Annotated in this window: 36 protein-coding genes and 1 tRNA gene; 9 read left to right on the top strand and 28 right to left on the bottom strand. The window is 61.5% G+C overall.

Annotation, left to right across the window (positions count from 1 at the left end):
• The first annotated feature begins 79 nt into the window (after nt 1–79).
• Entirely contained in the window at nt 80–385 is a 306-nt protein-coding gene (locus AM571_RS36115; protein ID WP_074060832.1) for a hypothetical protein, read from the top strand.
• A gap of 242 nt (nt 386–627) precedes the next feature.
• Here the strand turns inward: AM571_RS36115 and AM571_RS07200 are convergent, their stop codons facing one another.
• The 28 genes from AM571_RS07200 to AM571_RS07065 all read right to left on the bottom strand — a co-directional run bounded on the left by AM571_RS07200 (nt 628) and on the right by AM571_RS07065 (nt 21,274).
• Nucleotides 628–1,029, bottom strand: coding sequence for a hypothetical protein (locus tag AM571_RS07200; RefSeq protein ID WP_074060831.1), 402 nt, complete (start codon nt 1,027–1,029; stop codon nt 628–630).
• A 13-nt stretch (nt 1,030–1,042) separates the two neighbouring features.
• Entirely contained in the window at nt 1,043–1,453 is a 411-nt protein-coding gene (locus tag AM571_RS07195) for a phage tail tube protein (RefSeq protein ID WP_074060830.1), read from the bottom strand.
• Nucleotides 1,454–1,485: 32 nt separating this feature from the next.
• The gene (locus AM571_RS07190) at nt 1,486–1,950 is read right to left on the bottom strand and encodes a hypothetical protein (protein ID WP_074060829.1); all 465 of its coding nucleotides are present in this window, start codon (nt 1,948–1,950) and stop codon (nt 1,486–1,488) included.
• A gap of 1 nt (nt 1,951) precedes the next feature.
• Nucleotides 1,952–2,251 carry a hypothetical protein gene (locus tag AM571_RS07185; RefSeq protein ID WP_074060828.1) on the bottom strand — a complete coding sequence of 100 codons (300 nt, stop codon included), beginning with the start codon at nt 2,249–2,251 and terminating at the stop codon, nt 1,952–1,954.
• A 1-nt stretch (nt 2,252) separates the two neighbouring features.
• Nucleotides 2,253–2,612 (bottom strand): head-tail joining protein, encoded by a 360-nt coding sequence (locus AM571_RS07180; RefSeq protein WP_074060827.1) that lies wholly within the window; start codon nt 2,610–2,612, stop codon nt 2,253–2,255.
• Complete coding sequence (locus AM571_RS07175) at nt 2,612–3,043, bottom strand: hypothetical protein (protein ID WP_074060826.1); 432 nt, start codon at nt 3,041–3,043, stop codon at nt 2,612–2,614. Before AM571_RS07175 ends, AM571_RS07180 begins: the two co-directional genes overlap by 1 nt.
• Before the next feature lie 65 nt (nt 3,044–3,108).
• Nucleotides 3,109–4,140, bottom strand: a complete 1,032-nt coding sequence (locus AM571_RS07170) for a major capsid protein (RefSeq protein ID WP_074060825.1) — start codon at nt 4,138–4,140, stop codon at nt 3,109–3,111.
• A 28-nt stretch (nt 4,141–4,168) separates the two neighbouring features.
• A complete protein-coding gene (locus AM571_RS07165) occupies nt 4,169–4,525 on the bottom strand; it encodes a head decoration protein (RefSeq protein ID WP_074060824.1) in 357 nt (118 codons plus the stop codon).
• Nucleotides 4,526–4,527: 2 nt separating this feature from the next.
• Nucleotides 4,528–5,100, bottom strand: a complete 573-nt coding sequence (locus AM571_RS07160) for a hypothetical protein (RefSeq protein WP_074060823.1) — start codon at nt 5,098–5,100, stop codon at nt 4,528–4,530.
• A 24-nt stretch (nt 5,101–5,124) separates the two neighbouring features.
• Nucleotides 5,125–6,015 carry a S49 family peptidase gene (locus AM571_RS07155; protein WP_074060822.1) on the bottom strand — a complete coding sequence of 297 codons (891 nt, stop codon included), beginning with the start codon at nt 6,013–6,015 and terminating at the stop codon, nt 5,125–5,127.
• Nucleotides 6,012–7,742 carry a phage portal protein gene (locus tag AM571_RS07150; RefSeq protein WP_074060821.1) on the bottom strand — a complete coding sequence of 577 codons (1,731 nt, stop codon included), beginning with the start codon at nt 7,740–7,742 and terminating at the stop codon, nt 6,012–6,014. Before AM571_RS07150 ends, AM571_RS07155 begins: the two co-directional genes overlap by 4 nt.
• Nucleotides 7,739–7,975: a gpW family head-tail joining protein gene (gpW, locus tag AM571_RS07145; RefSeq protein WP_074060820.1), complete on the bottom strand. Its 237-nt coding sequence runs from the start codon at nt 7,973–7,975 to the stop codon at nt 7,739–7,741. Before gpW ends, AM571_RS07150 begins: the two co-directional genes overlap by 4 nt.
• A 9-nt stretch (nt 7,976–7,984) precedes the next feature.
• Entirely contained in the window at nt 7,985–10,027 is a 2,043-nt protein-coding gene (locus tag AM571_RS07140) for a phage terminase large subunit family protein (protein WP_074060819.1), read from the bottom strand.
• On the bottom strand, nt 10,024–10,641 hold the full coding sequence (locus AM571_RS07135; protein ID WP_074060818.1) for a hypothetical protein: 618 nt from the start codon (nt 10,639–10,641) through the stop codon (nt 10,024–10,026). Before AM571_RS07135 ends, AM571_RS07140 begins: the two co-directional genes overlap by 4 nt.
• 160 nt (nt 10,642–10,801) lie before the next feature.
• Complete coding sequence (locus AM571_RS07130) at nt 10,802–11,548, bottom strand: hypothetical protein (RefSeq protein WP_074060817.1); 747 nt, start codon at nt 11,546–11,548, stop codon at nt 10,802–10,804.
• 173 nt (nt 11,549–11,721) lie between these two features.
• Nucleotides 11,722–12,516 (bottom strand): hypothetical protein, encoded by a 795-nt coding sequence (locus AM571_RS07125; RefSeq protein WP_074063115.1) that lies wholly within the window; start codon nt 12,514–12,516, stop codon nt 11,722–11,724.
• A 313-nt stretch (nt 12,517–12,829) separates the two neighbouring features.
• Nucleotides 12,830–14,653 (bottom strand): DNA primase family protein, encoded by a 1,824-nt coding sequence (locus tag AM571_RS07120; RefSeq protein ID WP_074060816.1) that lies wholly within the window; start codon nt 14,651–14,653, stop codon nt 12,830–12,832.
• An 8-nt stretch (nt 14,654–14,661) separates the two neighbouring features.
• Nucleotides 14,662–15,891, bottom strand: a complete 1,230-nt coding sequence (locus AM571_RS07115; protein WP_074060815.1) for a DUF7146 domain-containing protein — start codon at nt 15,889–15,891, stop codon at nt 14,662–14,664.
• Nucleotides 15,888–17,714 (bottom strand): DNA cytosine methyltransferase, encoded by a 1,827-nt coding sequence (locus AM571_RS07110; RefSeq protein ID WP_074063114.1) that lies wholly within the window; start codon nt 17,712–17,714, stop codon nt 15,888–15,890. Before AM571_RS07110 ends, AM571_RS07115 begins: the two co-directional genes overlap by 4 nt.
• Nucleotides 17,715–17,740: 26 nt before the next feature.
• Nucleotides 17,741–17,944, bottom strand: a complete 204-nt coding sequence (locus AM571_RS07105; RefSeq protein ID WP_074060814.1) for a hypothetical protein — start codon at nt 17,942–17,944, stop codon at nt 17,741–17,743.
• Nucleotides 17,938–18,441: a hypothetical protein gene (locus tag AM571_RS35630; protein WP_081377041.1), complete on the bottom strand. Its 504-nt coding sequence runs from the start codon at nt 18,439–18,441 to the stop codon at nt 17,938–17,940. The genes AM571_RS07105 and AM571_RS35630 overlap by 7 nt, the downstream gene beginning before the upstream one ends.
• A gap of 3 nt (nt 18,442–18,444) precedes the next feature.
• Nucleotides 18,445–18,972: a hypothetical protein gene (locus AM571_RS07095; protein WP_074060813.1), complete on the bottom strand. Its 528-nt coding sequence runs from the start codon at nt 18,970–18,972 to the stop codon at nt 18,445–18,447.
• Nucleotides 18,972–19,406: a hypothetical protein gene (locus AM571_RS07090; protein ID WP_074060812.1), complete on the bottom strand. Its 435-nt coding sequence runs from the start codon at nt 19,404–19,406 to the stop codon at nt 18,972–18,974. The genes AM571_RS07095 and AM571_RS07090 overlap by 1 nt, the downstream gene beginning before the upstream one ends.
• A gap of 52 nt (nt 19,407–19,458) precedes the next feature.
• On the bottom strand, nt 19,459–19,977 hold the full coding sequence (locus AM571_RS07085) for a GcrA family cell cycle regulator (protein ID WP_074060811.1): 519 nt from the start codon (nt 19,975–19,977) through the stop codon (nt 19,459–19,461).
• Nucleotides 19,974–20,195: a hypothetical protein gene (locus AM571_RS07080; protein ID WP_074060810.1), complete on the bottom strand. Its 222-nt coding sequence runs from the start codon at nt 20,193–20,195 to the stop codon at nt 19,974–19,976. Before AM571_RS07080 ends, AM571_RS07085 begins: the two co-directional genes overlap by 4 nt.
• Before the next feature lie 4 nt (nt 20,196–20,199).
• Nucleotides 20,200–20,709, bottom strand: a complete 510-nt coding sequence (locus AM571_RS07075) for a hypothetical protein (protein WP_074060809.1) — start codon at nt 20,707–20,709, stop codon at nt 20,200–20,202.
• A 136-nt stretch (nt 20,710–20,845) separates the two neighbouring features.
• Nucleotides 20,846–20,921: transfer RNA gene (locus AM571_RS07070), tRNA-Met, on the bottom strand.
• 101 nt (nt 20,922–21,022) lie between these two features.
• Complete coding sequence (locus AM571_RS07065; RefSeq protein WP_074060808.1) at nt 21,023–21,274, bottom strand: helix-turn-helix domain-containing protein; 252 nt, start codon at nt 21,272–21,274, stop codon at nt 21,023–21,025.
• A 156-nt stretch (nt 21,275–21,430) separates the two neighbouring features.
• On the opposite strand from AM571_RS07065, the gene AM571_RS07060 reads away from it, so the two are divergent.
• From AM571_RS07060 to AM571_RS07020, 8 genes are all read left to right on the top strand, one after another.
• Nucleotides 21,431–22,024: a LexA family protein gene (locus AM571_RS07060; protein ID WP_237358534.1), complete on the top strand. Its 594-nt coding sequence runs from the start codon at nt 21,431–21,433 to the stop codon at nt 22,022–22,024.
• Between the two features lie 407 nt (nt 22,025–22,431).
• Nucleotides 22,432–22,635, top strand: coding sequence for a hypothetical protein (locus AM571_RS07050; protein WP_155774417.1), 204 nt, complete (start codon nt 22,432–22,434; stop codon nt 22,633–22,635).
• A 74-nt stretch (nt 22,636–22,709) separates the two neighbouring features.
• Complete coding sequence (locus tag AM571_RS07045) at nt 22,710–22,925, top strand: hypothetical protein (protein ID WP_074060804.1); 216 nt, start codon at nt 22,710–22,712, stop codon at nt 22,923–22,925.
• Entirely contained in the window at nt 22,925–23,623 is a 699-nt protein-coding gene (locus AM571_RS07040; protein WP_074060803.1) for a hypothetical protein, read from the top strand. The genes AM571_RS07045 and AM571_RS07040 overlap by 1 nt, the downstream gene beginning before the upstream one ends.
• A complete protein-coding gene (locus tag AM571_RS07035; RefSeq protein ID WP_074060802.1) occupies nt 23,620–23,988 on the top strand; it encodes a hypothetical protein in 369 nt (122 codons plus the stop codon). The genes AM571_RS07040 and AM571_RS07035 overlap by 4 nt, the downstream gene beginning before the upstream one ends.
• Complete coding sequence (gene ssb, locus AM571_RS07030; RefSeq protein ID WP_074060801.1) at nt 23,988–24,497, top strand: single-stranded DNA-binding protein; 510 nt, start codon at nt 23,988–23,990, stop codon at nt 24,495–24,497. The genes AM571_RS07035 and ssb overlap by 1 nt, the downstream gene beginning before the upstream one ends.
• An 18-nt stretch (nt 24,498–24,515) precedes the next feature.
• Nucleotides 24,516–24,857, top strand: coding sequence for a hypothetical protein (locus tag AM571_RS07025; RefSeq protein WP_074060800.1), 342 nt, complete (start codon nt 24,516–24,518; stop codon nt 24,855–24,857).
• A gap of 29 nt (nt 24,858–24,886) precedes the next feature.
• A complete protein-coding gene (locus AM571_RS07020) occupies nt 24,887–25,840 on the top strand; it encodes a DUF2303 family protein (protein ID WP_074060799.1) in 954 nt (317 codons plus the stop codon).
• The last annotated feature ends 1 nt before the right edge of the window (nt 25,841 follow it).

Genomic DNA, 25,841 nt, shown 5'->3' with positions numbered 1-25,841 from the left:
TATCTGGACGCGTCATTTTCAGCCTTCTTGTTAAGCGGATGGCTTTCGCTAATCTCTGCCGGTACAGCCGGGGGAAGAGATGAAAACGCTGATGCCTGTTCTGCTATTGCTGGTGCTGTTGTCGATCATGGCTATCTGGATCGGCGGCATGAGGTTCATCGTCATTCCGCCGATCAAAGCTGCACCCGACGGCCGCACGATCTTGGCGGCGAATGTCCGCGGCATGAACTTTATCGACAGCCCGACAAGCTTCTGCATCAGGATAGGCCAGCCATCGCCGCTATGCGCGGCAATGGTGACGGCGCGGCTGGGAACGACCGCAACGGTCATCGCGCGACTTCCCTATAGTTCGATCCTCCACCGTTTGAGCGGGGGTGAACTGTAACGACTATCGCGCACCGATGACTGTGTGGCGAGGATGGTCACGAAGCGACTTTTTCTTGCCATGCATTAGAGCCAGCCGTCTCATCTGTTCGCGAGATACCAGCGGTTGATGACGGAATTTGCCGGAGAGCCCCTCCATGGCCATTTCAAATTCTTGGGCGGTTGCTTTCCAGAAGGTCGATGGTGTCCACCCTAACTGACCTGGCGCCGTCGCAATTCGAAATAGCGTTCGAATATGATCGATTAGGAGGGGCTCGCTCGCTCCCCCGAGACGGCTGTCTCCACTTGATCGAAGAGCGGCGCGTCGTTCCTGATCTTTCGGCCAGCCTCGATATGAGAGAGCATCGCGGTGTTCATTGCCTTTTGCCAGGCAGCCTCGTCCGCGACACTCAATTCACTAATTGCTTTTGCGGCGAGTGCCGCTTCCTTTTCCGGTCCGTCCTCATGCAGCACGAGGCATCGCAACGCGCAAGCGACAGTCCACGGTTCGAAACCGAGAAGTCGGCGGTAGAGCTCATCGAGGCTATCAGTCCCGACGGCTTTCGAAAGGGAAACGAGGCGCCCGAATTCGATGACAACTATCAAGTCTACCGAACCGATCTTCAACGGCGCTTCACCACGAAGGGTGTTGGCTGGCAATTGCATGAGAATTCTCCCCTTACACCGCCGCGACGAACACCACAGTGCCGGTCATCGAGCAGCGGATATCAGCCTGCAGCTCGTTGGTCTTGTCGCCGGAGAACGTCATCGAGATGAGCATATCGCCCTCGAAGGTGCCGACGCCTGGCACTGTTACCTGATATGTCTTGACGACCTGGTTGACGGCATCGGCCGAGACGGCCTTCATCGTCGCGTTGTCGACGAAGGCGCCCTGCCCCGAAAAGCGGATCGACTGGACGCCATACATCAGCGCCAGGACGAGTTTCGAGCCCGGATCTGTGCAGGATGGCTTGGTGATGTCGATCTCTTCGTTGTTGATTTCGAGAGACCGCTGCTCGGTGATGCAGACGAGATCGAAGGCGGCGGCGCCGTCTTCGCGGGCAAGCGTGAGTGTACGGCCGAGTGCCATGACAGGTCCTTTCAGCTGGTTGAGGAAGCCGCTCAGGCGGCGGTGATTTCGGGATTGGCCGCGACGGTTTTGTAGCTGACCATGTAGTTCAGCACGCCGACGCAGAGTGCGAGGCCCGTCTGCGGGTTGACGTAGAAGCGGGACGTCTGAAGCAGGGCCTCGATAACCGTGCCGCCGAGCAGAATGTCGCCGCCCATCGCCGACTCTACGAGAACGCAGATCCGGTCAAACTCCTCCTCGGGATCGTCGTCCCGAAGGTGAATGATGATTGAGAGCGGCAGTTGCCGGTCATAGCCGTCCTCGCCATTTGGCCCGGAGCATGGCCGCATCGTAGCGGCCTCGTTGGCCTCAGCCCACGTCAGCGTGAGAGCCGGGAGGAGTTCCTGCGGAATGGCCGCGGCGCGGCCGCGCGCCACCTTGCCCGCGCCGGCGAATTCCGGAATGGCGGCCAGCTGCGCTTTGACCGCCGCGAATGCCTGACTGCGAACGTGCGCCACGCTACAGCGATCCCTTGCCGAGATCGCGCAGCGCGCGGCGGACGAGCGTCGCGGAATAGCCGGCCTCGAACATGTTTTCTATCGTCTTCTTGTCGTCGACGAAGCGGCCGATATCGGCGCGGATGGCCGATTTCAAGCCTGGTGGCAGCTGTTCCCAGGGACGCTGCGTCATACCGGCGACCAGCTTTCGAGCAGCCGTCTTGTCCGGCCCGTCACCCGCGGTGCGAAGGTCGCGATAGAGCTTGGCAACAGGATCCTCGCGGACGACCTTCGCTTCTTCGATCTGATCGGTCTTGCTCATGTCAGATGTCTCCCGAGAGATAGATGCGGAGCATCGAGCGCGCATCGTCGGCGTGGTTCTTGATTTGAAAGGTGCTGCCGGGCTCGATCCGCTGCTGCAGGGCGTCGAGTTCGAAGATCGTCACGCTGTCGCGCTGGCTGACGAGATCGGGCACCTTGGAATGCGCGACGGAAAGGAGGTGCGTTGTGCCTTCGACGGCCTGCCCCTGCTCTTCGCCTTCATCGACATCCCGCCACTTCCGGAAGATGGCGCGCACGCCTGGCCGTGCTTCACCGTTGATGGTGAAAACGGCGTCGACATTGCCGAAGGCCCTGTCGAAGCTCGCGCCCATCCTCTCGAAAATGGCGGAACGCGGGTTCATCAGGCGGGCTTCTTCAGCTTGACGATCTCGGCTTCGAGCGTCGTGATGCGTTCGCCGAGTGCGATGTTATCCTTGCCGAGTTGCGTATGATCAGCGTCGAGCTTTTCATACTTCGCTGCCAGTTTGCTGTTTTCAGCTACGAGGCGCTCGTATTCCTGCGTCTTCGCCGCCAGCTTGCCCTCAAGCTCGCGCTTTTCGGTCACAAGCGTGTCGTTGCGCTGATTGAGCGCCTCGATCTCTGCTGTGCCGAGCAGACCGCCGGCGTCAGAATTCACTTCCGGCGAGCCGGTGAAGGTGCCGAATTCCGATCGGATCCGCGCTGCATCCTCGTCCGTCATTCCGCCCTTGCCGCCGATCGGAACCGCCTGACCCGGCGCATAAGTTTTGCCGCCAGCTTTGACGCTGACGTTGAAACGGTCTGTCTTGCTCACTGGGAGCCTCCATTATCTTGGGGAAAGAACCTGCCGACAAGCGGCAGGCTTCCGAGGTTTCAGGTTTAACGGACGAGCGCGAACAAGCTGGCGTTCGCGTTCGGCGCGATCGGCAGAGGAGCCGCTTGGGTCTGGATGACAGTGCGGGACGGGTTACGCTCCATCCACATGTCGGGAAAGCGCTCCATGGCGCGAAGCACCTGGTTGTCGAGGATCGCGCCATAAGCCATGCGGCCCATGAAGCCGAACGGATCGAAGACGCCGACACCCATGGACGGCCAGAAGTTGTTCTTCACGCCGGCAACCGTATAAGGCTGCGAATACTGGACGAAAGTGATTTCGCCGATCGAGCCGAGCACCGCAAAGTACTTGTTCTCTGCGCCCGTCGAGACCGGACCGAGCTGCATCACGCCGCCGTCCTGGCGCCGGTTGTCGAGCGCTTCGAGGAACCTTAGGCTCTTCTTGAGGTAACCGGCAGCGCCGCCGCCGAGCAGGACCTCGCGTGCCGTGAAGCCGTCGGTGTCGACAAGAAGCTGCACCCACTCTTCGATGTCGTCCATCGGATCGACGCCGACTTCGCCCCAGCGGTCCGCACCTGTCAATGCGATCGTCAGGGCCGGGTCACGGCCGTAATTGATCGTCTGGGTCGGATAATCCTCGCCCTGAACGATCACGGAACCCGTACGCAGCGCCTGCGAGCACATGAACTCCTCGCGGCGCGTAACGCGAAGATCCTGATCCTCGATGATCGTCGCGAGATTATAGGCGTAGCGCTGTGCCGGCGTTAGTTCGCCACCAATGCGCTCGCCAGGAAGGCGGATCATGTTGCCTCGCGGACGCAGCGTGTTCTGCGGTTTTACATAGGCCGGCGCGAAGCTGGTGACCTTAAAGCCGCGGTTGGCGCTATCACGGCCCGGAACGTCCGGATGGACGAAGGGCGCCAGTTCGCGGTCCGGCAGGATGTTGTCGAAGACGATTTCTTCAGAATCCGACAAGATGGTCGTGCCGAAGTATCGGTCACGGAGGAATGCCTCCGGACGGTCGCGGGGCGGAAGCACCGTGACCAGTTCGGCGGTATTGAGGAGAATATCAGCCATGAAGGTGGTCCTTTCGATGTTTCGGCTGTTACTTCAGCACGCGGACGTAGAGCGGCGCGCCTTCCTTGCGGAAAGCTGCCTCGACGCTCGCGGCGGTATGGCCAGCGCCAAGGATGAGCTTGGTGCTGTCGAAGGCGGCGGAGAAATAGGCGTCGCAATCGACGTCGCCGGCGCTGGCGTCGACGTCGAAGGCGAGAACCGCAGAGGGAACCTGCGAGCCATCGGCTGCCGCAGAGGCCGAGAGCGTGTACTTGTCGGACGCGGTGATATTGCCGAGCACGGCGCCGCGCTTGAGGTTCTGTCCGGACAAGAGAGTGATCTTGCGGACGATGACCGGCACGTCGGAAACGAGCAGGTCATTCGGTGCATAAGTCGCTGTAGCCATTGTCAGGCTCCCTTCTGTTTGCGGCCGTGCATGGCCTGGACGACGTTGCCGACGGCCGCGACGACGGACTGGCGTTCCGTCTGCGCGCCGCCGCTATTGCCGGAGCCAAGCTGCGGGCTCCGGCCCTGCATGCGGTCCGCGAGGCGCGAGCCGCCAGCCGCCGAAGAATCGAGCAGCGCGCCCGCTTCCTCCGCGGAATAGAATTTCTTGCCGAAGGCGAGTTCCGCGGCGAGGCCGGGATTGGACGCTGCCTTCGGATGGTTCAGGATCGACTGGATGCGGCCCTGCTCGGCGCGGCGGATTCCAGCCGTCTGCTTGGCGCTGGCCTTCGGCTCTTCCGTGTCGCCCTCGTCATCCTTGGGCTCTTCCGTATCGCTCTCGGCCTGTTCGTCGCCCTGCTCAGCTTCAGCATCCGGATCGGTATCGGTCGCGTCCGCGTCCTCTTCGCCTTCCGGCTTGGCGTCATCTTCCATGTCTTCGGGACGCTCTTCTTCCGTGTCCCGGCCGTTCAGTTTCCCGCGAACGGCGGCGAGCACGCTCTGTGCGAGCGCGTTTCTGCGCGTCAGATTTGACATTGCTGTCTCCTGTGATGTTGGAAATCAGCCGGCGGACCGGCTCAGTTCAGCTTCGAAGGCTGCTAGGACCTGCGAAGGCCGTGCCACTGCATCGGCGAGGCCAGCCTCGACCGCTTTCTGCCCACGGTAGACACCCGCCTCGGTCGCGAGGGCGGATTGCTCGGAAAGGCGACCTGCACGGTATCGCGCGACGGTCGCGGCAAACTCGACGCGAAGCTCCTCCAGCTCGGCAAGCTCGCGCTCAAGGACTTCCTTCGGGATCGGTTCATAAGGATTGAAATCTGCCTTACGGGCACCGGCTTTAAGGATCGTGACGTTCAGTCCTTCCTTCGCGAGCCAGGCGCTCATATCGACGTGCATCGAAATGACACCGATGGAGCCGCAGATGCCGGTCGCCGGAATGACGATTTGCCGGGCCGCCGACGCAAGCAAATAGCCCGCCGAACAGGCGTGATCCGTTAGAACTGCGATCGTCGGCTTCGTCTGCGAAACCTCGTAAAGCACCTCGGCGCAATCGAACGCGCCGGTAACTTCGCCCCCGAAGCTGTCCACTTCGTAGACGACGCCGCGAACCGAGGCATCGTCCTTCGCAGCGAGCGCCTGCGCGATGATGCCCTCATAGCTCGTCATTCCCGACGATTTTCCGAGCCACTTGCCCTTGTTGACGAGCGATCCCTCGATGTCGATGAATGCTATGTCGCGAGGTCCTCTCGCACTATCACCATCCTCGCGCACCCATTCGCCCATGGGATTGCCGACAAGGCCCATTTCCTCGCCGCCGGCGACCTGCAACGCAACGTCCGGCAAACCGAGAACGCGCGGCCCGAAGGCGCGGGCGATGATGTCGCCCTTCGCGGGGTGCAGCATCAGCGGCGTGTTGAACATGCGGCTGGCGATTTCGGGATAGTTCGTCATGCCGGTTTCCTCCTGCGGATGGCCGGGATGCCGACCGGGTGACGGCGTGCCTGTTTCGGCTTGCCGTTCACCGCCTGCTCAATCTCCTCGTCCTGATCGCGATCGTCGGGAGCTGCTGCGATCGGTCTCGGTGCCGCCTGTGCCGTCGCCGGATGCTTAAGGCCTCGCTCCTCGTAGTAGCGCACCTCGCGGGCCGTCTGGTCGGCGTCGACCTTCCAGTCGCGTCCCTGCTCGGCCGCTTCCTGCTGCAGCGTGGTAAGGCCGCTGCTAAGCCGCTCGGTCGCGGCCTGCGCTTCGCGGAGCGGGTCGATCCAGCCGCGGCCGGGGCCGATCCATTCCGCATGGCACCATGCGGCGGGGTTTTCGTGGAAGGAAACCGCACCGGCTGGTAGCCTGATGAGGCCGAGGTCGAACACTTCCTCCAGCCACGCGCGATAGATCGGCGCCATGAACTGCGCTGCAAAATTGCCCTTCTTGGCCGTAAAACCACGCCAAATTTCCAAGAGCGCTGCGCGTGCCGAGGAATAGTTCACCTGGCTCCAGTCCATCGTCAGCTGCTCGTAAGTCAGACCGACGGCGCTGGCGATCTTGCGGAGCGCCGCGTTCACGAACGCCTCAAAATTGGCGTTCGGATGCTCCGGCTTTGTCAGCGTCGCCTTCTCGCCGGGCTGCAGCATGTTGACGCGAACGCCAGGGATCTCGATCGGCGCTGCCTTGTAATAGGCCGACTGCGCTTCGGAGATTTCCGAATAGAGCTTCTGTATGCTGCCAGTATTCACGTCGGCATCCATGGCATCTAGCAGCTCTTCCGGATCGAACGGCGTCTCGATGAAGGCCGCCATAACGGCATTCAAAAGCGCCGCCTGGCTTTCGAAGTCTTCATAATCGGTCGACTGCTTGATCGAACGCATGACGGGCGCCCAATCGGAGACGCCGCGGGTCATGCCGGCGCGCTTCTGCTCGAAGCTGTGAACGACGACCGGGCGGCCCCATTCGGTTTCCCGCTCGACATACTCCCAAGTCCAGACGCCGCGGTTTCCCGCATAGACGTCGCCAGGATGCGACTTGCGGAAGTGATACCCCTGCGGCGCGCCGTAGCCGTTGATCTCGACGCCGTCGCGCAGGAACTCTTCGTCCATGCGGCCCATTGGGTTCGAGCAGCGCGCGGGATCGATGACATGAACAGCTGTCTTGAAGAGCGGCGCGTCCTCCTGCCAGACAACGATCGCAAAGGTTTCCCCTTCTGGACCGAAGCGCTGGCGAGCAGCAAGGCCGAGGATGCCGGCCATCGTCTTCTTCCGCTCCGCGTCGCACCACATGTCGACGTCATGGGTATAGTCGCGCCACAGCGCTTCGATCTGATCGGCGATCTCGTCGGCCTGCTCGAACGTCATGTTCAATGACACGTGGTTCGGCCGGGACGCCAGACGCCAGCCCGAACCGACGATGTTGTCGACAAGTCGAGAGGTTCCAGCCGCGCCCCAGCCATCATTTCTGGCAACGTCGTTCAAACGGTCGACGAGCTCGGTGCGCGACCAGTTGAGCGCCGTCTGCCCGGACCAGGTGCCCGGCTTCCACTTGGCGAAGTTCGGATGATCGTAGGAGGCGCCGACATAGGCCGCCGAAGACATGGCCCGGTTCTTTGCCATCTGCAGGCGCGCAGCCGCCCTCACTTCTGGAGCAATCGGCTTTGCATCGGGACCGAGGATCAGCATCTGCGCGCTCATCCGAAGATCACGCCGCGGCTGCGCGCACGGGCCGACGAACGCAGTCCAAGCTGCGCTTCGAGCTGACGGATGTACGTCTGAAGCCGGCCGGCATCGGCGGCGCTATAGGTGATGCTCTCGCCGTTATAGACGAGGCTTACTTCCGCCTGCCCGATCGTCAGGCGGTGCAACGCCGCCCGCGCTTCATCCAGCCGCGCTTGGGCGAGCGCGCGCTCGGCTTCTGTCAGGGCCATGAAAGTTTCCTATCGGTTTCGCTGGGCTGCGCGGGCCGCACGGGCGAGTGCGGCGGCAAGAAGCGGTGATTGATCGGCCTCGCCTTCCAGCGCGGCCCTCTTCGGTACCGGCGCGGTCGTCTGCGCCGCGATGTGATCTTCGAGATCGCCTTGTGCGGGCGCCTCGATCCTGCTCAACCGGTCTTCGATTGCGTCCCATTCCTCGTCGGTCCAGTAAGGAAGGCCGAAGCGATAGGCGCCTGCGAGGCTCTGGTTGAGCATGTCCATGATTTCGTTCCGCTTGCCGGGCGGCAGCACCCAAACATAACGGGAGTGGCCGGTGCGGGTCTTCTCGGCGACGCGGTTTTCAGCAGTTGCCTGCTGATAGAAGTCGTCTCCGAAGCCTCTGGCGAAGCGGATATAGCCCGGCCGCTCCGGCTCATCCTTGCGGAAATCGCGATAGAGGCGAAGCTTGAACTGCGAGGCGTTGAAGCTGAAGAACCGCGACGTCCACTTCGACTTCTTCGGCTTGCCGCGCTTGTCGTATTCCTTCACCTGCGCGATCGGCGGCGCGGCTTCGACGTTGCCGCCGCGCACCATCAGGACGCGAGACTTCGGATGACGCTTTACCCAAGACCAGACATCTTCGGTATAGGCATTGCCGTCGATAGCAAGCCTGTCGGCGGTGCGCTTGCGTCCAGATTCATCGATCCATTCGCGGACCAGCAATCTGTCAAGCGCAGCGCGAACTTCCGGCTCCGAGATGTGACCGGAATGTTCCTTGAAGCCCGGCTGATGGCTCCCGGCCCGCGCGTCGATGACGCCATGGTCGATGACGGCGCGGTACCGGTTCCGGCCGTAGCCGACGAGCAGCCATTCGACACGGTCGCCCTGCACGTCGGCACCGATGACAAGAGCCAAGGCCTCGGCCGGGATGACGCCACGCTTAAAGCCCTTTTCTTCGGCCCGGTCACGCAGCGTTTCCCATTCGATCGCCCGATTGTCGGCCTCATAGGCCAGGCCGAGCCAATCGTTGAAGAACGTCTGCTCAGCGCCCGATCCATTTTCGCGACGTTCCGGGCCACCCTGCTGAAGCGTCAGCCACTCGCGGGCGAGATTTTCCCAGCGCTCGAATGGTGAATAAGCCATCCAGATCCGGAACGAGCGATGCCGGCGGGCGCGGTCGGGATATTTGGCAACCCACTTCGAGCCATTTTCCGGCTTCACCATCCAGGCGCGGTGATACTCGTGTATCTCGCAGCCGCAATGAACACAGACGAAGTGCGCTTTTTCCGGATGCTCGGGATCGATGTGATCCCGCATGTTCTCCCACTTCAGCTCCTGCAGCTCGTGGCAGTGCGGGCACGGAACGTGGTAGCTCTCCTGGGTGCCTTCCTGGTAGTTCTGCGTGATCTTGCAGCCAGGAGCCACCATCGGCGTCGATATCTTGAATATCTTGCCGGTGAAGAAGGCCTTAGTTCGGCTGTCCGCCTGAACTTCCGGATCGCCCGCTTCGTTCATCTGCCACTTGGCCAGGTCGTCCTGGACCTGCTTTCGCGGCGAGATCATCGACAGGCCCGCCGGCGAATTCGCGCCGGCCGCCTGGATGGCGCCGCGGCCGTCGATCCGTTCCTTGTAGAGAACGGAATTGCTGGCATCGCGGCTGTTTTGCGAGAAGAGCGCCGCAATCGACGGCGTCTCCCTCACGAGCGGCATCAGCTTCGTCTTCGACCAGCGCGCCGCATTCTCCTCCGTCGGATGGACGTAGAGGAAATCTCCGGGCGCCATATCCAGCGAGCCGAGCGTGAAAATGTTCGCGCAGATCGTCCCGCCGATCTGCGCCGACTTCGCCAAGCTGACGATGTTGCACGGATCTTCCGGCGACAGCGCCCGCAGGATCTCCGAGAAGAACGGCACCAGCTCTTCGCTATACGGGCCGGGATGGTCCGTGATGCGCTCCGAGAACACGATGTTCTTCTTCGCCCATGCGAGATAGTCGACAGCAGGCGGCGGTTCTGTCGCTTCGGCGAGAACGTCGAAGACGAGACGCTCCGGATTGTAGAGCACCGTCATTCAGCGTCGTCCTCGACGTGTTCCGGCGTCTCCTGCTGTTTCTGCCGGAAAGTCTCGGCCGCTTTGGCGCGGACGTTCCGGAATGCCTTCTGCAGCGCATGATGACTGTCATGCTGCGGGATGCCGAACTGCTCGGCCAATTCTTTCGCCATCTCGCTCAATCCGAGCTCCATGACCTTGAAGGCCTCGGCGACGGCCTTGCCCATTTCGCGCCGAGCATCAATCGACAGCATGTAGCGGCCGATCTCTAGCTGATCTTCGCGCTCGGCCTGTTCGGTCTTGACGCGTTCTCGCCGAAGCCGCAGCTGCGCCAGCTCGTCCTGCGTCGGATCGATGAAGATCCCGGCAGGCGGCGGCGAAGCTTCGTCTCCGGACGGCACGCTTGCCGCACTGATTGAGGCACTGCCGTTGGCACCGAATCGCTGGCCCGGCTCAAGCGTCTTGCGAAGCTGCGCCTTGGCGACGTCCGGCACAATCTTGGCCAGGCGACCCTCGCCGTCGAGGGCGTCGCCGCAAATCTTACCTTCGGCGATGTACTGCGAAATCCGGCCCGGCGTGACACCGATGTGACGGGCAAAGTCGCCCTTGCTCATCGTCTGCGCTGCAACGCTCATTTTAGGATCAACTTTAGCCGGTTTTAACTTTAGGCCCTGACTTTAGGCTTCAAAAAATCACTCACACTGGCCATCCCCTGCGGTGCCAAATACCCGTGGGCGTGGTTTCTGCCAGGAAGGACCCGCGACTTTCGAAGGCCAGCCTTCCGAGAGCGAACGGTCACCGTGCCGTCGACAAGGCGCGGGCGAATGCCAGCTCGAAGTTCTGATGGATGTTCGCCTCGACATAGCGGGCGATGACATCCTTCAGATGGAGGCGGACCTTGTAACTCTCCGACGGAATGAACAGGATGACCGGGAAGATCGCGTTCGAAGAGGGATCGCGCTGATAGACCCCCGGGTAGAGGTGGCTATCCTTCTTCGGCACGAAGTACCGCGCCTTCTTGTAGTTCTTATTCCGCTTCAGCGACTGATCGCTGCGAACACGCGTCGCGCCTGCGCCACGATAGTCGATCTGCAGATCAGCCATGATCCGGTTCAAGAAACCTTGGGTCATGTTGCCATAGCGATCGAGCGTCGCGCGCTTCGCAGGAACGGCAACCATGCGCTTGTCCATCAAGCCGCGCTGTATCAGCTGCCGCTCGAAAGCCTTGTGCGTGCGCATGCCGCCCTCAATTTGCGGGCCGAGGAATGCGGTAGCAGGAAGGCCGCCCTTCGTCCTGTCGCCAGTGATGACGACGGCGGCCGTCAGGTTCTGCCTGGTCGCCCTATCATAAACGACACCGCGCTTTGCATAAGGCGTCGGCCTGTCAAAGACCTTGTCCATCTCGCGCTGAACTTCGAGGCGCCCGCCCTTGGCCGTTTCGGTCAAAGTCAACATCACGGCATAAGGCAACTGCTTGCGCTCAATGTTGTTCAGACCACGCTCGAACTCATGGAGATCGAACTTGATGGACGCCTCGATCATGCTTTTGCCGAAGAGGTTGCCGCCATTACAGCGGCGGGTTTCATGGCCGCCTCCATGCTCTGGAAACGCAAAACCCGCCGGGCGATTGCCGAGCGGGTTTTCTGATCTTTTTCAGTGTGCTTACTGTATGTCAACCAGCCGTCGCACTTCAAGATGGATTTTGAAAACTTATATCAAGCGTTTTCAGTTACTTGAGAGGAAATGCGAGAAAAAAGAAGGGTCGCCCATGGTTGCCGGTTCGGCGTAAACGGCATCAACTCGTGCGAATGAAGCCGCCGGGAAAGCTCCGAATGCAACGTGGCAAAGGCATCCTGCATCAGTTGCCAGTCCAAACGAGCAAGGATCGGCCCGCGGATCGACCCCTTCATTTCCCATTTCCGATATGCGCCCTTCTTCGGGCGCCGCTTCTTCCGGTCAAACCCATCATCCTCGATCTCCTCGACGCGGTTCAGCTTGTTGCGGATGCGGCGCTTCACAAACCATGCCGGGTTTCCGAACCGCAGCACCGGTTTGTATTCCGGCTCCTGCGCTGCCCAATCGAGACCCCGATCGAGGATCGCGCGCGTCACGACGAGGTTGACGACATACCGCCCGTTCAATGCGTCGCGCTTGGCCATCAACTCGTCGACGACGCGGCGAACCTCGATCTCAACAAGACCATGCGGGTCCTGCCATTCCGGGAAGGGATTCCAGTCACTGGCAACCTCGAAGCCACCACGCGCCGCCAGCGCCTTCACCGCATCACCGGCCAGCATAGCGTCCGGATGCGGATCGGTCGTCGTGATGAAGTCCGGGATGACGCCGTAAGCGTTCGGAGAACGGTCGATCAGCGTGCCGAGCACCGCGACCTCGCTCATGACGTTCCATGCCTGGCTAAAACCAAAGCTCACAGTATCCCCTGCTCCAACCTTGCAAAGCTCCTGCGTGAAAGCCCAGGTCAGGAATTGTTCAATGGTTACTTTCCTCATTTTCATTCCTTCGGAGATAGTTGCGATAGTTCTGCGATAGTTTTAGAGATAGTTTTACTTAATGATTTCAAAGCGTTCGATAGTTGCGATAGTTTCATCGTATTACGTTGGTATTTTCTCACCCCATACCCCGCCGTTTTTTTTCATAGGTACGCACGCGAAAACTATCGCAACTATCGCAAGCCATTGATTTCGTTCACCCCTCACCCCCTGCCAACTGTCGCAAAACTCTCGCCCGAACTATCGCAACTATCGCAGCGCGAGCGCGCTACAGCGATGGTTTCGGAGGTATCGGGTGGGGTTTCGGGGATCATCAAAAGACCTCCGGCAAGGGCTCGTCGTCACTGAAGCGTCCGGGCGGCGGCTCTGGCGTGTCGTGGTGCGGCTCCGGAACGTCGCGCAACCTGATGCCGTTGTAGTAGTGAAGCCGCTGCGAGGTGTCCTTCTTGAACTTCTTCGACATGGCGCGACCGAACGCTGTCACGTTCATCGGCTTACCGCCCTCGTCCTCGGTAAAGCGGCAATATGCCGAGTAGAGGAACTTCGCTTGCAGCGGATCGGCCGTCTCGTCCCTCACCACACATCGCGCCACGAAGGCCGAGGTCCGGTCCATGTCGTCGCGATAGTCCTGTGTCGCGCTCCTGACCGCATCAGGGATGACGAGGCCTTCCTTGAGGTAGATCCTCACGCCCTCGATCAGCCAGTTGAGGATGCCGGGATATTCCGGGCGGAAATAGCCGAGCATCTCCTCGAATTCGCGCCGCTCAGCCTCCGGCACCTTCACCGGCCAGTGCACCACGGCCATGCGTCGCCAGATGCCGTCGTCATTGCCGCTGATCTTCGGATAGCCGTTGCCGCTCATGATGACGACGAAGATCGGATCGAAGTCCATATACCCCGCGAATAGATCGCGTGCCGTGATCGTCTCGCCGCCCGTCAGTTCCTTGACGAGGTTTTCCTTGAGGTCCTCGCCCTCCGGCAGTTCCTTGACGCGCAGCAGGCGACGGCCGAGCAGGCGGGCGAGGTCCGGAGAAGCGCCGCCGGACGATCCGCTCTCGCCGATCAAGCTCGTCGCCGGCAGGGTTACCGCCACCTCGCCGAGCAGGCGGCAGAGCGTTTCCATGTAGACCGATTTGCCGTTGGCGCCGTCGCCGTAGTGGAAGAACAAATACTGGACCGTGATGCCGACGAGGCCGAGGCCTGACGAGACCTGCACCAGGCGCCGCACGGCAGGGTCGGGCAGCATAGTCTCGAGGAATCTCATCCATCGCGGGCATGCCGCCTTAGGCTCGTAGCGCACAGGCGCGACGTGAGTAATCAGATCCTCGCGGCGATGGCCCTTCGTCACCTTGACGTCGGCAGCAACGCAGACGTCGACAGTCTCCGGCACATTCGGCGTTTCCTCCCGGCTGACGAATTTCGGGTTCTTCTGCCGCTGCATCTGCCGTTCGAAGCGCAACGTGGCATTCTGGACGGCGAAGCGCATGCGGTCGGCGTTGAGATCGTCGGGCGAACGGATGATATGCGGAGCGGCGCAGGCGAGCGCAGCGTTCATGCGCGCGATGTTCTTCGACGAGACGGCATGATCCATCCGCCGCTTCACGCGCTTGCCAAAGGCTTCGAGCGCCTTCTCGCGCGCCGCGAGCAACCGGCGCTTTCCGACGTCGATATCTTCGCCCGCCGCGTCGGCGTCAGCCGCCGCCTTGCCAGCCTCGATCTTCTCCTGCTCGGATTGCGACGGCTTGATGTAATGGCGCTCCTGCGCGATCCGGTCGCCGAGCTGCTGCGCGATCGCAAGCGCTTTCGGCCCGCCGTTCGAAATATCCCAATGCGTGCCGGTCCAGACACCATAGAGCGCCTGCTTCGCCTTCTCCTGGCTGACGACAAGTAGATCTTGCCCGAAATGCTTCAGCAGGCGCTTGCCGTTGTCGGTATCGGAATGATCGAGCCCGGCGCAATATTCGAGTGTCGCCTTCAGTTCACCATCGGCAGGCGGTGGAGGCCCTTGCTCGATAGTTTCATCCGAATCGTCTGAGACGGGTGGGGTTTCGGGGTCATCCATGCCGCGCTGAATGAGCGCCTCCTGGACGATCTCGCGCAGGCCGTCCGGCATAGCGGTCGATAGATTATCTTGCATGCGTACCCTCAAGCCCTTTCGGAAAGCAGACTGGCGAAATCCATCCCTTGCGGGGGCCACCAGATGCGGATGCTGCGGCCGTCCCTTGCGAGGCGGGCTTTCGCCCGTGCCATCGCGGCCGCGGTGAAGTAAAATTCGCTGTCGCCGTCGGCGAGCAGCACGAACGCATTGACATGCGGCGGCAGCTGGATCGCCTCGGCCGCGTCCTGGTCGGACTTCGGGTACGGATAGACGCGCACCTTCTTGCCGTTGGCTCCGACATGGCTCTCGCTGCGCCCCTTCGAGCGATCAGCAGGGCCAGCCAGATTTCCAAGGTCGCCGGCAGCAAAATAGAAGGTATCGGAACGGAAGCCTTCGTAACCGGCAACCGCCGCGACCGTCTCGATCCCCTCGCCACCAAGCCAGCGCTGAGCCTCCATGTCACCAAGGATCGGGATCAGCGATCCCTTCTTCGTACCGCGCATCTTCTTGGTGGTCAGTGTCTCGCCCTTGTCGTCCCGTCCGAGATCGGGCCGGAATTTCGGCGCGTTCTGCATATCGATCCAGGTCTCATGGCAGCCCGTGACCTGACCATCGAGGGTGACGAATGGCGCGATCATTGCCGGGCCGGAATGGATCGAAGCAGGACGGCCGAACTCGTCCTGTCCGTGCCAGTATGTATGGTTGCCGTCGAAGCGCAGGTTGATGAATGTCTCCATCGGCACCATATAGCCGGTCCTGCGGCGCAGATAGGCCCGGACCATCCGGGCGCCATACAGGGTTTCGTCGAGGCATTCCTGCGCATTGAAATAAATGCCGCGTGCCCGCTGCATCTCGCGATCACGGAAGTCATTCTGCTGTCGCTCGCGCTCGGCCTCCTCTGACGCGATCCGCGCCCGGCTTTCCGCCATGCGCGTTTCGCGAGCGGCCCGCTCTTCCGCGCTCTCCCGCTCTCCGCCTTCAGGGATCGATTCTCCGAGCACGGCGGCGCAGGCTTCCAGGAAACCGGATCGCGAATGCAGGTCATAGCGCAGCACATGACCAGCAAGACCGATGCCCGTTCGACCGCCGTTGCCGCAGCCACGGCAATTCCAGACCTGTTTTGTGGCATTGATCGAGAACCGGTCCTTGCCGCCGCATTGCGGGCAAGGCTGTCCCTTGTCGCCTTTCGGAACGCGAATATCGAGACTGGCGGCAGCCTCGGTCACCGTGACCGCCTGCGCGCGCAAAACGAAATCGTCGATGATGGGATCGCTCATGCCGCGACCCTCACATCCCTGACGGCGAGATGACTGGCGTTCGCTGCCACCAGCGCCTTTGCGACCGGCGGGCACACGCTGTTGCCAACGCAGGAGACCTGAACCGATTTAGGGAACGGCACCCACAAGGGGCCGCCGTTATGACCTATCCGCGTGACATCGAAGTAGCCGTCAATCTTGTAGTCGGGTGGGAAGCCCTGTGCGTTGTAAAGTTCCCGCGGCGTGAGCATGCGCATACCGATATCGACGATAACGAATGTCTGGCCGTCGACTTCCACGGTGACGAACTCGCGGTCATCCCATAGATTGTGCGCCCGCATGAACCCCGCTACCTGGCGAGCCCTTACCGCCTGCTGATCGGTGAAGGGCGGCGCACCTAGCGCCGCCTCGATGTGGCCGTGGCGCGGCTTGACGGTGGCAGTCCGCATCGCCTCGTCCTCGCGTGAGCCCTCGCCCGTGGCGTAATAGGACTGGAGGTAAGGCATCACCAATTGGCTCTTGCCTTGCCCGTCCGCCATGATAGTCGCAGACGGTACCTCGACCCCGTGTCCCGTCGAGGTGCCGAACTGGCGCGCGATATACGCCGAAACCAGCTGCTGATGGTGAGTGATCGTCGAGGCGGCTTCATTGATCGGCCGGCCGGGATTTACCCCTCCGATGCGGCGGCTATCGTTGTTGTGCTGCGCCATGAAGGCGCACATGACCGAATTCTGATCCTTGTCGCTGGCGGTGATCGTGTGGGCCTGCCCGTCGACCGGACGGTTAGCGCCGCCTTGCTGTGCATAGGTCAGAACCGGCGCGAGCAGTCCTAAAGGTGCCGCGCCGCCGGGCCGCTTTATGAACCCGTTGGCCGTGACGGTAGGCATCTGACCACGCATGTCATTGCCAGTTGCACCGGTGTTGAAGCGCTGGATCGACGGTGCGATGCGCACGTCACTAGCCAGATCGACAACGAATGCGCGCTTTGCCCTGATAACGAAGCGATCCATCCCGCGGGCGATACGGGCATGGGAAGCGTCGGCCAGCGGCCGTTGTGCCCTGACGCCGTACTTCTGCCAGATCTCGTCCGCCGTATCGAAGATCGACGGGCACGGTATGCTCCAGTCGATGCAGTCGGCGACGATCGGCCAGGGCAACTTGCGGCCAGCGATCACTTCCGGATCATCCGGGCTCCCATGCGTCGGCTTCGGCCAGACGATCTTCTGCCCGTCGAAACGCATGATGATGAAGAGCCGCTTGCGGATGGTCGGCGCACCATAGTCCCGGCCGCGAAGTTCCCGCATCTCTATCTTGGCACCGAGACCGCGTAGCTTCTTGCACCATTTCTGAAAAGTCTCACCCTTGCGGGCCGGGTCCGGCACTTCGCCGCGATCTGTGGTGATCAGCGGGCCGTAATCCTTGAATTCCTCGACATTCTCCATGATGACGATATCGACCCTGCCACCACTCTGCTGGATACGATCGATCCAGCCGGGAATGATCCAGCAGAGATCTCGGATGTTCCGCGCGACCGGCTTTCCGCCTTTGGCCTTGGAGAAGTGCTTGCAATCGGGGGAGAACCAGGCAAGGCCGACATGCCTGCCGCGCAAATAGTCGAGCGGGTCGATCTTGTAGACGTTTTCAGAGAGATGGACCGTCTCCGGATGGTTTGCCTCGTGCAGAGCCAATGCGTCGGCATCGTGATTGATCGCATAATTCGGCGACCGGCCGAGCGCTTGCTTGATCCCTTCCGAAGCGCCGCCGCCACCGGCGAAACTGTCGAAGATGATAGGATCTGCCCAACCCTGCTTTTCTGCGAATGCATGTATGTCATCGATCGACATGCCGTCGAAGAGCGTCGGCATCGCGGTCATGCGCGCGCTCCGGCAATGTGCCGCGCGGCATGAAGCGTCCGGCAAACCGCGTCTTCCTTCACGTCAAGCAGTTTGCTGATATCGAAGGTGTCGAAATGCCCTGAATTCCAGAGAATGATGGCGGCGAGCGCCTGGCGCTCGTCAATCGCGCCGCTCATTGCGGACGAGGTGGAATGTCTCGGATCTGCCTTGCTCAGCACGCGTCCGCCCTTTCCTTCAAGTGTTTGAGGTCTTTTTCGTTGGCGATGCGGAGCTGCCCAGCAACGGTCAGTGCGTGCAGCGCATCGTCCAGATTTTCGGGCCAACGCTCGCGATGAAGCGCAATGAACGGCGTTCCCCGCGACCAGCCGCGCAGGTGATAGGGATTGCTGACGAAGCGCATCTCGCCGACGTGCTGCATGTCGAGTTCGAAGGCCTTCGCCGTCGAAAAGCACTCTGGTTTGCTTGGCGCGACGATGAGCAGAATGCGCGTGCTGCGTTCCTTCACGGTGCTGCTTCCCGAGATTTCGATGACGGGCTCCGGCGCCGAGATGAGGTTTCCGTCGAGCGCCACGTGCGGTCGGCCGAGCAGCAGGTGCAGCCGCTCTTCCATGTTCTTCGCTTCGATCTCGAAAGCCTGCAGCGCGAGCAGGGTGCCGGCCGCGCCGCCATCCTGTTTCATTCGCTCGCGCATCTGCCGGATCGAGTCGGAGAGCATCGGTCACTCCACCGACGTCATAGGAAAGAGCACAGCCGCAATCGCGGTCGCCTTGTCTGTCATGCAGTAGACTGGGGGTTTCCCGCCGACGCCCGCCATTTCCCGGATGACGAAATCATCGTCGAGAAGCCGCATCATGCCGTTGTCGACACTCCCGAGCGGCATATCGAGGTCGCGCGCAATCGTGGCCTTGCTGGCCGTGATCCGACCACCCTGACCAGCCATGAACTTGAGGATCGCAAAAGCGCTCTTCGGCAACCCGGTCGTCTTTTTAGAAGGCGTTGCGGCGGGCTGATCTTCCTCATCGATCTCGCCCGCCAAGAGGATCTTCGGCAGCCTGAAGGCGTGGCGGGCGTCGGCGATGTGGCGGATGACGTGCTCGCGCACATTGAACTGCCGACCAATGAACTCTTCGCTCAAGCCACTCTCGCGCATCAGCGCGACACATTCCGAGCGGACATGCGGCGCCATTGCGATAAGCTCATCTTTGGAGACGACGGGCGGAAAGCCGAAACGGTCGACGGCTAGCATCAGGACCACCTTTGCTGCTTAGGCATGAGAGTGACTTTTTCGGAGGGCACGGCATGAGCCGCCGCATGCGCGTTGGAGAATTCCTCGAAGCTCATGACCGCCGCGTCATTCTGCTCGGCGAGGATATTCTCCTCGGCGACGCGGCGCTTCGCCCGCCAGTCGTCGAGCTTTTCCAAGAAGGTCACGGTGACGCCTTCAAGGCCACCCCGGTCTTTCCGCTCCTGCCAGGCAAGCTGCGCCTCGTCATGCTCGCGGGCGCCCCAGGCGAACCAGCAGCCGAAGCAACGCACACCCGTCGGCAGGCGCCTGATGTCGTCGGCCTTGGTGACGATGCGGACAAAGGACGGAAGCTCGACCAGGTGGACGCCGATCACGTCATAGCTCGCCTGGTACGCATCGTCGGTTACGATGAACAGGTGGACCGGCTCGCTCACTCGGCGGCCTCCACCATCTGGATCTTCGCGTGCAGGAAGGAGCCATAATCCATCAGGCGGCTCCTCGCGAAACGGCGGCATGCTCGGCGCAATACGCGCTGTCCGGTGCGAGGCCGCCGCGGCGTGGTCGGCCGCAGCATGGCATGTCCGGACCGTCCCCGTCCTCGAAGTCGGTCAAAGGCCAGGAGCACTGGAGGCGATCGATCAGCGCGAAGGCGATGGGAGTGGCGCCATCGATCGAAAGATCGCGGTGGCGGAATAGACCGTGCGGCCGCTCGGGCGCCGTCACAGGTGGCGCCGCGACCCTCTTCGGCGGCGCGCGGAATATCGCGGCAGTGGCCTTCGGCTTCGGCGCGTGCTGCTTCACATTCGCAGGCCTGGCGATACGCGGCGCAACACCGCGGCGCGGCGCGAATAGATCAGGATTGCGGGTTGCCTTTCCGATGACGGCATTGCGGCTGATGCCGCCAAGTGCAGCGGCAATCTGCGAGGCGGTAAGTCCGTCCCGCCACAGCTTGGCCGCATGCCGGGTGCGCTCTTCGGTCCAGGCGCCGGTGACGTGGACGTTCATGCCCGCACCTCGCGAGGCTCGATGTCGCCGCATTTGGCGCAGTAGCGCTCGACAATCTCGGCGATGGCGAGAACATGCCCGCACTTGGGGCACTCGTAGCCTGTCGCGGAAGCGGCGGGGATTGAATGACGGTTCAGGTCGCGCATCAGCTGCGCCACATGCTCCGGCTTCATCTTCATGTTTCTGAAGGTGATGGACGTGGGATTGCTCTTCGCCATCGGCTTAATCCTCGCCGACCAGGCGGAGCGCCGGCGCGTCCTCGCCGCCCTTGGCTAGCGCCGATGCATAGGAGTTCAAGAGGAGGCTGGCGCTCTCGATGACCGATTGCAGGTCACGCACGCCTTGCAGCAGCTCGGAACGGCAAAGCTTCAGATCGAGCGAGGCGATGGCGTGATTGTGCTGATACTGCGCCACGCGGCCGCCAAGTTCGGCGGCACCACGCATGACGGTAGCACCATCTGCGGCCCCTTCCCGCGGATCGGAGAGCTTGCAACCGTGCAACTCGGCCTGCGCCCGGGTCACAGCATAGTTGCCGCATTCGGCCTCAAGCCGCATGACGGCGGGCAGCGGCAGCAGCTCCGTATCGCTGTCGCTGTGGCAGCGGCCGATCTGGCTCTTCGAAAGCGAAGTGATTTCGGCAGAGGCCTCGATCCCGCCGTTCAGCTTGATCAACATACGGTTCGCAGCCTTGAGCCGGTGGAACCAAGCGTTCGTCATCGTGTCGTTGGTCATGGGGCCTCGCAAAGACAAAAGGTTTCCCGCGCCGGGAAATCCCGGCGTGTTTTCCCGTGGTGGGAAGGTTCCGAAAATGTGAGCTTCAGTCCGTCAGCAGGTCACGGAGGACCACATGCGAAACGGACATCGAAACTGGTTGCAGGGGCAGGATTTGAACCTGCGCTCTCGTGGGTATGAACCACGCGGGATGACCGCTTCCCTACCCTGCGGAATAGAAGGCGGCCGGAGCGCCAGGAGGAGAGCAAGCTCCGGCCGAGGTGCGCGCCTGCCCGTGGCGATGGGCGGCGCGGCGGAGAAATCGTCGAGGCCATCATTCTGCGGCCTCCCGTCGACCAAAAGCTTCGGGGCGGTTTGCGCGAAGCCAGTCGAGGCGTTGAGCGTGAAGGTCGTCGAGAGAGACGCTTCCGCCCGTGAACGCGATAATGCGCTCTACGAGCGGAGCGTCAGTGCGGTTTTCGCCGTCCTCATAACGCTGGTAGGTCCGCGCGTTTTCGATTTCGAGCGCAGATGCCATTTCAGCCAGCGTTAGCTCTCGCGTAAGTCGCCACTCTTTCAGCTTCATCTAATCAATTCGTCCAACTCCATATCGTCAATATGTCGATATTCGACAATAAACGCAAGACGCTATATTGTCGTTTATCGTCATACATGACTTGACGATAATCGTTATAAGTGACGCATGACAAATCAACTGAAGAAAATCAGGGAGTTGAGTGGAATGACGCAGGCTGACGTTGCGGCCGCGCTCGACATTTCCACAGAAAATTACAATCGCCTTGAGAAGGGGAAGACCGAGCTGACGCTAACTAAAATGCGCAAGCTCGCCGAGATCTTCAATCGTGAGCCGGCCGAGTTGATTGCTGACCACGGCAACGTCAGGACGGTCCGCGTCAGGCAGCATGTTCAAGCGGGAGATTGGGCAGAATCTCACCTCTGGGAGGAGGAAGACTGCTACGACGTCCAGGTACCGGACGATCCGGACCTGCGCCCTTTTACATTACATGGCGCGGAGTCCCGCGGCCCGTCGATGAACCTGCGCTACCCGGATGGCTCCGCGCTTATTTATACGGACATCCTGGAAACGGGTGAGACACCCGTGCCCGGAAAGCGCTACATTATAGAGGTCGAACGGCCCGACGGCTTACGCGAGGCCACCGTCAAAAAGCTCTTCAAGGATGACACAGGCAAGCTCTGGCTGCTTCCCGAATCTAATGACCCACGTCACCAAGTCCCGATCGATCCATTCGAAGGCGACGGAAACATCGTTCGGGTTGTCGGCAAGGTAGTTTTTAGCGTACAACGCGAGGAATAGCTGAGGGAACGAGACCGGAGGAACGCATGCCAGCTGTGCTTTTTGTCATCAGCATTCTCACGCTGGCGGCATCTGTCTTGGTCTTCATTGTAGGGCCGAGCGCTATCCAGGAGATCGGCGGCTGCATTCTTTGGTGCGGAGGATGGTTGATACTTGCGGCCAGCCGCATCGTCTCTCGGTTAGATCAGCCCTTCGGCGTTTACTCCTCGACTAAGTCTTAAGCCAACACGGCTAACAGACAAAAGGCGGCTAGCATGCCGCCTTTTGTGATTCTATATTTGTCGAATAACAACATACGCTTATCTTCTAAGCCGACGCTATTGACGATAATCGACAACATACGGCTTGACATCTATTGTCGATATTCGACATATTGCCTCCCGATAGCAACGCTTCGAGGAGCAATGATGCAAACCCAACCCCCTATCGTCGAACCTGTCCGCGCTGCAATCGGCCGCGATATTGCCCGCGAAATCTCCGACTTCATGCTGGTCCGGCCGGGCTGTACCCGCGATGAATTGCGCGAAGAATTCTCTGATCGCCAGATCAATCGCTACGCCAGCGAAGCGAAGATAATCGCCGACAAGCGCTCCGTGCGCCGCGTCGCCTGACTATCGGCTTCGGTATGGCCCGCTCGTCACCCCTCGGGCGCGGTCATATCGAAACCGATGCGAGGGTTCTTCTCATGGACAGCAATCACTTCACACCCTTCGGCGCGCGCGTCGAACCGCCGCCGGTCATCCCGATCGAGCAGATGCAGCGCGTTCCCTACAAGACGATGGCGCTCATTTGCTCGCTGTCGTGGGCACTCGCGATCCTCGCCATCATCAATGTCGGCGCGCAGTCCTACCGCGCGCTGGCTTCCTATGAACAGCAGCTCGCATGGGATGACCGCCGCTGATGACAGCCCGCCTCGCCTCCTCCCCCATTCCTTCCTTCCGCGCCGATGGATCGCTGATGGATCTGGCTGCGCCGCTTGCCTGCGAAATCAATTTCGCGGAGATCGCCGCGCGGCTTTCCGTTATCCCGCGTTTCGCGGGAAGCCGCATCGGCACCGCATACAGCGATGCTCAGCATTGCGTCATGGGCGCCGAGGCGCTGATCAACGAGGGCGCCGATGCCCGCACGGCAGCGCTCTTCCTGCTGCATGATGCGCACGAGGGGCTGATCGGCGACATCATCGAGCCGACGATGCACCTGATCGAGGCTTCGATCCGCGAGGTCGATCCGAAGGCAGCCGCCCTCTATCGCCGCATCGTCGACATGGTGAAATCGTCATGGGACGAGGCGATCTATGCCGCGGCGGGGCTGCCAATCCCTGCTGTCTGGACAAACAGCCAGAAGTCCATGGTTAAGAACATGGACAAGCGCATGGCGGGTGCCGAGGCGCGCGCGCTGTGCGGCCCACGCGCCATCGAGGCCTATCCGCTCGACCGCTACCCTACGCCGAAGACAAAGGGCGCCATCAAGCCATGGGGCGCGATGAAGGCGGAAGAGGCCTTCGTCGACTGCTTCAAGAGGCTGATCGGCGAGGACCAGTTCTACGGCGCAGCCGCCGCAAACGCCGCCCATCGCGGCACGATGGAGTATCGTCTGTGAAGAAATCACCGATTCCCTGCACCGTCATCGACGACAGCTTCGGCCGCTCCGGCTGCAAGATCGTCCTGACCGACGTTTCCGGCGAGCTTCCGGCAGGCACCGCCAAGGACGGCACGCCGGTGACGCGAACCTTCGGCACCTCAGCCGTCGCACTCGTCGACCAGCATTTTGATTGCTTGATCGCGCCGGTCGACCTGGTTGCCGCCGAACATTTCGCGCGCCGCATTATAGACGGCGATCCCTACGCCCGCACTGAAAGCGGCTCCGACCTGCTACTCGCCAGTGTCTTCCTCGCCTTGCTCTACGTCGGCAGCGAAAAGCTCCCGTCGCCGGACGTGCCGGCAACTGCAGCGGAGGTGGCGTGATGGCCGGCTCCGTCAACAAAGTCATTCTCCTCGGCCATCTCGGCGCCGATCCCGAAATCCGCCGGACGCAAGACGGCCGCTCGATCGCCTCGATCCGGCTCGCTACCTCGGAAAGCTGGCGCGACCGCACGTCCGGCGAGCGCCGCGAAAAGACCGAATGGCACAGCATCGTCGTCTTCGCCGAGCCGCTGGTGAAGCTCGTCGAGCAGTTCGTGAAGAAGGGCTCGAAAATCTACGTCGAGGGCCAGCTCCAGACGCGCAAGTGGCAAGACCGCGACGGCCAAGATCGGTATTCGACCGAGATCGTCCTGCAGGGTTTCAACACCTCCATTCAGTTGCTCGACAAGCGCGAAGGCTCCGGCTACCGCGCCGGCGGCGACGGTCCGGGTGATTACGGCCTCGATGGGGATCGCGCCACGCGCGCGGCCTCCGGCTCCAGCGGCGCGCCTGCCAACTTCTCCCGAGACATGGATGACGACATTCCCTTTGCGCCGGAATGGCGCGGATAACCCTGAAAGGACCTCTCAATGAAAATCATCCGCGACAGCCACGCGCTGATCGGCATGCTCGAAGGCGGCGAACTCAACAAGGAGTTTTCCGCCAAGCTTCAGGAAGTGCTCGAAGAGCTCGCCGACCTGTCGAACGATAGCCCGAAATCTACGTTCAAGGGCAACCTTACGCTGAAGCTCGATTTCGCCGTCGCCAACGGCATGGTGACGATCAACGCCGACGTTGCAACCAAGACGCCGAAGCGGCCGCGCCGCGCCTCCGTCTACTGGGTCACCGAAGGTGGCGCGCTCTCGACCGAGCATCCCCAGCAGCACGACATGTTCTCGCCGCGCGAAGTGCGCGACCGCGAAACCGCCTGACCTCTCCCAACCCGCAAAGGACCTGACACATGCAAGATGGAAACATCGAAGTGCTCGAACCGTTCAAGAGCATCACCGGCATCGCCATCGACGAAATCACGTCGCTTGCCGACAAGGCCGCTTCGCAGCTCGCGACGGTGAAGCTGACGCAGCCGATCCCGGGTGTCCCAACCGAAATCCCAGTCTTCGTCGATCGCGAGCGGGGCGTGATCGGTGGCGTTCACAGCCTCTTCGAGCACTACCGCTTCTCACCTGCGCGCAAAACCGGCACGGCGAAAGTTACGACTCTGGAAAGCTTCATCGACCTGGTCACCCGGCACGGTACGAATGACAGCGCCATCTTCGCCAACACAAACTGGCAGAAGCCGTCGCTCACGGCCGTGATCGATTATCACAGAACGACGCCGGGCGGGGCGGCTGATAACGGCAAGCACCGCATCCACTACGAGTTCCCGCTCTCCGAGGAGTGGCAGGCGTGGAACGCTATCGACGGCAAGCCGCTTGAGCAGGAGCAGTTCGCCCAATTCATCGAAGACCATATCGCCGAACTGGCCGCGCCAGACGATCAGGAAAGCGAGGACTTCCGCCACAAGTTCAGCTTCCGCGTCGCGTATCCGACCGAGCTGGTGACGCTTTCGCGCGGCCTCCAGGTCTTTTCCGAAACGCGCGTCAAGAACGCCGTCACGCTGCAGAGCGGCGAAGGCCAGATCACCTTTGAAGAAGAGCACCGCGACTCCAACGGCAACAAGATGGATGTTCCGGGCATGTTCATCCTCGCCGTTCCACCCTTCTTCATGGGCGATCCTGCCCGCATTCCCGTGCGCCTGCGCTATCGCCTTTCCGGCGGCAGCATCAAGTGGATCGTCAAACTCTACCGCCCGGACGTCTACATCACCCAGCAGGTCTTGCGTGACATGGAACGCGCCGCTTCCGAAACCGGTCTGCCGCATTTCCAGGGCGCGCCGGAAATGACTGGCGTCTGAC

Source organism: Rhizobium etli 8C-3 (assembly GCF_001908375.1).
Classification (GTDB): domain Bacteria; phylum Pseudomonadota; class Alphaproteobacteria; order Rhizobiales; family Rhizobiaceae; genus Rhizobium; species Rhizobium etli_B.
This window is presented reverse-complemented; position numbering and strand designations above follow the sequence as displayed.